4 protein-coding genes and 1 pseudogene are annotated in these 5,952 nt (G+C 74.6%); 2 read left to right on the top strand and 3 right to left on the bottom strand.

Going from position 1 to position 5,952, the window contains the following annotated elements:
- Positions 1-1,487, top strand: a pseudogene (locus tag E1285_RS46185) (hypothetical protein); the annotation flags it as partial.
- Between the two features lie 227 nt (positions 1,488-1,714).
- Entirely contained in the window at positions 1,715-3,946 is a 2,232-nt protein-coding gene (locus E1285_RS42575; RefSeq protein WP_243723446.1) for a bifunctional SulP family inorganic anion transporter/carbonic anhydrase, read from the top strand.
- 118 nt (positions 3,947-4,064) lie between these two features.
- On the opposite strand, the gene E1285_RS42570 is transcribed toward E1285_RS42575, so the two are convergent.
- The 3 genes from E1285_RS42570 to E1285_RS42560 all read right to left on the bottom strand — a co-directional run.
- Positions 4,065-4,286 carry a hypothetical protein gene (locus E1285_RS42570; protein ID WP_132160573.1) on the bottom strand — a complete coding sequence of 74 codons (222 nt, stop codon included), beginning with the start codon at positions 4,284-4,286 and terminating at the stop codon, positions 4,065-4,067.
- A 91-nt stretch (positions 4,287-4,377) separates the two neighbouring features.
- Complete coding sequence (locus E1285_RS42565; protein WP_132160571.1) at positions 4,378-5,127, bottom strand: putative N-acetylmannosamine-6-phosphate 2-epimerase; 750 nt, start codon at positions 5,125-5,127, stop codon at positions 4,378-4,380.
- Positions 5,124-5,952 (bottom strand): ROK family protein (locus E1285_RS42560; RefSeq protein ID WP_207947233.1); only part of this gene is annotated, 829 nt, incomplete at its 5' end. The genes E1285_RS42565 and E1285_RS42560, both read right to left, overlap by 4 nt.

Below are 5,952 nucleotides of genomic sequence, written 5' to 3'. Positions count from 1 at the left end.
CGGCAGGCCAGGCGTCGGACGAGATGGAGGACGACGACTACTGGGCGACGATCACCTTCGACAAGCCCAAGTTCCCGTGGCAGCACGACGACGAGCGCTCGGACGCCGACCTCGCCGCCGACCCGCTGAACGCGCAGGCTCCCGCCGAGTACCAGCAGGTCGAGCAGCCGGGCCTGACGCAGCCGGCCCTGACCCAGCCGGTGTCGATGGGCGCGGAAGCCCTCAACGGCGTGGGCGGCGGCCAGGGCCCCGGAACCGGTCCCCAGCACATGGCGGGCCCCGGCGGGTTCCAGGGCGGCTCCCCGTTCGCCGGCCACGACCCGGGCTCGACGGCGCTCGACCCGCTCCCCGCCGAATTCGCGGGCCCCGGCATGCAGGGCGGCGGACCGCAGCCGCCCTACGGCGGCCCCGGCGCTCCCGACCAGCAGGTCTACGGCGGGCAGGAGCCCCAGCCCGCCTACGGTGCGGCCGACTACGGTCCCGGCGACCCGCCCTACGGACAGGACCAGTACGGCGGCGATCAGGGTTACGCCGAGCAGCCGCAGTACGGCTCCCCAGAACCGTCCTACGGCTCCGACCCGCTCGGCGGCCGCCAGCAGCCCGCCGGACCGCCTCCCGGAGGACGCCAGGACGGCTTCGACATGCCGCTCGGGCCCGGCGGACCGCGGGGCGGCGACCCCCGGGTGTCCGACCCGCTCGGGCTGCCGCTCGGCCGCCACGACGAGCCCGCCGGCCCGCCCGCTCCTCCGCCGCCCGCGCCGCCCGCCGCACCGGCCGCGCCCGCGGCGCACGGCGCCCCCGGCGGAGGAACCGACACCGACGGCCACAAGCTGCCGACCGTGGACGAACTGCTGCAGCGCATCCAGTCCGACCGGCAGCGGTCGTCGGGCGGGGGCCCGTCCGACACGGGCGGCTCCTACGGTGGCGGCTCCCTGAACGACCCGCTCGGCGACCCGCTCAGCACCGGCTCGTTCGGTACCAGCGGCAACACCGGGAACACCGGTCCGTGGCCGTCCGGCGGACAGCCCGGCGGGTACGACTCCGGGCTCGGCGCAGGCGTCCCGTCCGGCCCGCCGCCCGGGTACGACCAGGGCATGGGCGCGCCGTCCGGCTACGGGCAGGGCCAGCAGAACGACGGCTACCCGACGGCCCCGGCCTACGGCGACTCGCCCCGCTACGACGACCCGCTCGGCGGCGGCCGCGAGCCCTTCAACGCGTTCGGCGCCCCGGAGAACGGTTCCGGCGGTGCGGGCGGCGTCTACGGCGACTTCAGCGGCAGCAGCTACAACGGCGGCGACCCGCTGGCCGCGCCGCACGACCCGGGCACGCAGGGCGGCTACCAGGATCCGAACGCCACGCAGGCCTACGGCAACGGCTACTACGGCGGCCAGCAGCAGGGCGGCTACCCGCAGGGCGGCGGCCAGCCGAACGACGCCCCGTACAGCTCCCGCCAGACCGCCGACGACTGGGAGAACTACCGCCGCTGACACCCCGGCCGCCCGGGAACCGCACCGCGGGACCGCCCGGCCGGCCGAGCAGTCAAACGAGGGCCGCCGGATCCGTCCGGCGGCCCTCGTTCGCGGTGGTGCCCCGGCCCGGACCCACGAAGACGTGAGCACATGGACGCGTAACACGCGAGGGTCAGGGTGGGTGAAGGGGCACTAATGCTGGTTACATACACAGAGTGACTTCAAAGCCACTCAACGTATCCAATTTGCGGCGGGATGTCCTCTCGTCGTTCGTCGTGTTCCTCGTCGCGATCCCCCTTTCGCTGGGCATCGCGGTCGCCTCCGGCGCCCCGGTCGCCGCCGGGCTGATCGCCGCCGTCGTCGGCGGGATCGTCGCGGGCCTGATCGGCGGATCGCCGCTCCAGGTCAGCGGCCCGGCGGCCGGACTCACCGTGATCGTCGCCGAGCTGGTGCAGACCTACGGCTGGCGCGCCACCTGCACGATCACCCTGCTCGGCGGGCTGCTGCAGATCGCGCTCGGCGCCTGCCGCGTCGCCCGTACCGCCCTCGCCGTCTCCCCCGCCGTCGTGCACGGGATGCTCGCGGGCGTCGGCGTCGTGCTCGTCCTGGCCCAGGTGCACGTGGTGCTCGGCGGCAGCCCCCAGCAGTCGGCGCTCGCCAACCTGGGCGAGCTGCCCGGCCAGCTCGCCGATCCGCGCACCCACCCGGCGCTGCTCGGCGCGCTGACGGTCCTGGTCCTGGTGGGCTGGTCCCGGCTGCCGCGCAACGGGCCGCTGCGCCTGATCCCCGGACCGCTGCCCGCCATCGCCATCGCGACCCTGGCCGCCTGGTCGCTCGGCTGGAACGCGCAGCGCGTCGCGCTGCCGGACACCCTGCTCGGCGACTGGGACGCCCCCGTCCTGCCGCAGGGCTCACCGGCCGGAATCGTCGGCGCCGTCGTCTCCATCGGGCTCGTGGCGGCCGTCGAGTCGCTGCTGTGCAGCGTGGCCATCGACCGGCGGCGTCCCGCCGGCGTCCCGCGCGCCGACCTGGACCGGGACCTGCTCGGCCAGGGGGCGGGCAACGCGGTGTCGGGGTTCCTCGGCGGGCTCCCGATCGCGGGCGTGATCGTCCGCAGCACGGCCAACCTGGAGGCGGGCGCCCGCTCCCGCGCGTCCACCGTCCTGCACGGGGTGTGGGTGCTCGGGCTCGCGCTGGCGTTCGGCCCGCTGATCGAGCAGGTGCCGCTGCCGGCCCTCGCGGCGCTGCTCGTCGTGCTGGGGATCAAGCTCATCGACATCGCCCGCATCCGTGACCTGCGTCACCATCGCGAGGCGCCCGCGTACTTCACCACGCTGGTCGGAGTGGTCGTCCTGGGGCTCGGCGAGGGCGTCCTGGTCGGCATCGGGGTCATGGCGGTGCTGGCGCTGAGGCGGCTGACCCGGCTGTCCGTCCGCGCCGAGCAGCTCGTGCCCGAGCCGGAGGACGGGCCCGTCCCGATCCGCACCCACGTGGTCGTCGAGGGCACGCTGACCTTCCTCGGCGTCCCGAGGGTGATGCGGTTCCTCCAGGACGTCCCGGCGGGTGCGAGCGTCGACCTCGACCTCAACGTCGACTTCATGGACCATGCCGCGTTCGACGCCATCCACCAGTGGCGCCTCGCGCACGAACGCCAGGGAGGCAGGGTCGACATCGACGAGGTACACGAGGCTTGGTATGAAAGAGCTGTGACAGGTGATATGTCCTCGCCGCGTAAAACGCCGCCGCCTGCCCGCTGGTGGGCACCCTGGGCGAATAGACGGCGGCGTTCGGAAGAGGAACTCGACGCGCCCGAGGTGTCCCCGGCGGCCGTGCTGCTGGACGGCGTCCGCGAGTACCACGGCCGTACCGCCCGGCTGGTCCGGCCGATCATGGCCGAGCTGGCGATGGAGCAGAAACCCCAGCATCTCTTCATCACGTGCGTGGACTCGCGCATCGTGCCCAACATCATCACCGCCAGCGGCCCCGGCGACCTGTTCATCAACCGCAACGTGGGCGCGCTGGTCCCGCGGCACGGCTCCCGCACCCGCGACGACTCGGTGGCGGCCACCGTCGAGTACGCCACCGACGTCCTCGACATCCGGACGATCACCGTCTGCGGCCACTCCAACTGCGGCGCGATGGCCGCGCTCCTCGCCGGCGGCACCGAGGTCGAGCATCTGGCCTCGCTGTCCCGGTGGCTCAAGCACGGCAACCACAGCCTCGCCCGGTTCCTCGCCACCGACCCCACCGGGGAGGACGAGCCGCCCCTCACCCGCCTGTGCAAGATCAATGTGATGCAGCAGCTCGACAACCTGCTGACCTACCCCTGGCTCCGCAAGCGCGTCGAGTCCGGCGAGATCGAGCTGGTGGGCCTCTACCTGGACCTGCAGTCCGCCAACGTCGACATCCTCGACCGGGCGAAGGGGGCCTTCGTCCCCGTACCCGACGACGCCCAGCAGACCTGGACCGTCACCTGACACGAACGCGCACCTGACACGTACGCGCACCCTCACACGAACGCGTGGGCCGTCCCCCGCCAGGACGGCCCACGCCTCAGTGTGATTCCGCGTCAGCGTGATTCAGCGGTGTCTCCGGTCAGCTGCCCACGAGTTCGTCCTCGCGGCGTGCGAGCCCGTCCTCGCGCCGCCCGTAGTCACGCACGTACATCCCCGTCACGCGGCGCGCCCGGCGTGCGCGCCGGTCGGAGGCCGGGAGGAACAGCGCATCGCGCCGGCTGGCGCGCGAGAAGTCCCACAGGTACACCAGACCCGCCAGCCCTCCGGCGAGCACGAGGGCCACGAACACGATGATGAACATCAGCGCTCCTTTCCACGGGGCCCAGCACCCGGCCCCGCCGCCGTCACCGATCAAGGCGGTCAGCTCTTAACTGGACAGTAAGCGCGAAACTTCATCTGCTCTGTGTCGTGTGACCCGAACCTGACGAGTCATGTGCCGCTGGACCGTTCGCCGCAACTTCCACCGCGGCGGCGAACCGGGACGCGATCCAGCGCGGATCGGTGATCGCGGTGCCGACCACGACGCAGGTCGCCCCGGCCTCGATCGCCGCCGACGCCGACGCGGGCGAGTGGTAGCGGCCCTCGGCGACGATCAGCGCACCGGGCAGGGCCCGGCGGAGCGCGCGGACGAGATCCAGGTCGGGGGCCGCCGGGGGCGGCCCCGGCAGGGTGTACCCGGCGAGGGTGGTGGCCACCATGTCCGCTCCGGCCTCGGACGCCGCGACGCCCTCCTCCAGCGTCGCCACGTCCGCCATGAACAGCGCCCCCGCGGCGTGGACGGCATCGATCGACGCCGCGAGCGGGCGGCCGTCGGGGCGCGGCCGGGACGTCGCGTCGGCGGCGACGACCTGCGCGCCCGCCTCGGCGACGGCGCGGGCGGCCGCGACGGTGGGGGTGATGAACACGCCGCCCGTCCCGTCCTTGGTGAGGCCGACGACGGGAAGGTCCACGGCGGCGGCGACGGCGGCCACGTCGGGGACGCCGCCCACCCCGCCGCAGCGGATCGCGGCGGCGCCTCCCCCGGCCGCGGCGTGCGCCATCCGGACGATGGCGCCGGTGTCGCGCAGCGGATGGCCCTCGTCGGCCTGGCAGGACACGATCAGCCGCCCGGCGACGGCCGCGGCGAAGGACTCGGGGGTCATCGGGCGCTCCCTTGGGTCGTGGCCATGGCGAGGAGGGCCGCGCCGGCCAGCGGCGCGTCCGTGCCCAGCCGGGCCGGGACGATCGGCGTCGCGCGCAGCAGCGGCAGCGCGTCGGCCCGGAACGCGGCGGTGACCGCGTCCAGGAACGGAGGGCCGATCCGGGCGACGCCGCCGCCGATCACGACGGCGTCCGGGTCCAGGACGGCGAGGAGCCCCGCCAGGGCGCGTCCCAGCAGGGACCCGGCACGCGGGGCGTCACCGGTGGCCTCGATGGCCGGGCCGGAGGCCGCGGCCTCCAGGTGGTCGCGGCGCCCGCAGCCGCAGGGTACCGCCCCCCGCTCGGGGACGAGCAGGTGTGCGATCTCCCCGGCGGTGCCGTGGGCCCCGTGTTCGAGGTGCCCGGCGGTGGTCAGAGCGCCGCCGATACCTGTCCCCACGGAGACGTGCAGGACGCGGTGGTACCCGGCGCCCGCACCGAGCCGGGCTTCGCCGTACGCCATGGCGCGGACGTCGTTGACCACGGTGACGGGCAACCCGGTCGAGCCGGCGAGGATCTCCCGGACCGGGGTCCCGGCCCAGCCCGGGAGCACGTCGGTGGCGGAGACGACGCCGCCGGTGCCGGGGTCGATGACGCCGGGCGCTCCGACGCCCAGGGCCAGGACGGGAACGTCACCGAAACCGCCCAGCAGGCGCGCCGCCGCCGCGAGGACGGCCTCACCTCCCCCGGCGGGCGTCGCCACCCGGGCCCGCTGCCGGACCGTTCCATTCCCGTCCACGAGCGCGGCGGCGATCTTCGTCCCGCCGATGTCGAGCGCCGCGTACAAC

Origin of the sequence: Actinomadura sp. 7K507 (assembly GCF_004348425.1) — a bacterium.
Lineage (GTDB): Bacteria > Actinomycetota > Actinomycetes > Streptosporangiales > Streptosporangiaceae > Spirillospora.
The sequence above is the reverse complement of the archived record's forward strand: the minus strand, read 5'-3'. Positions and strand labels throughout refer to the sequence as shown.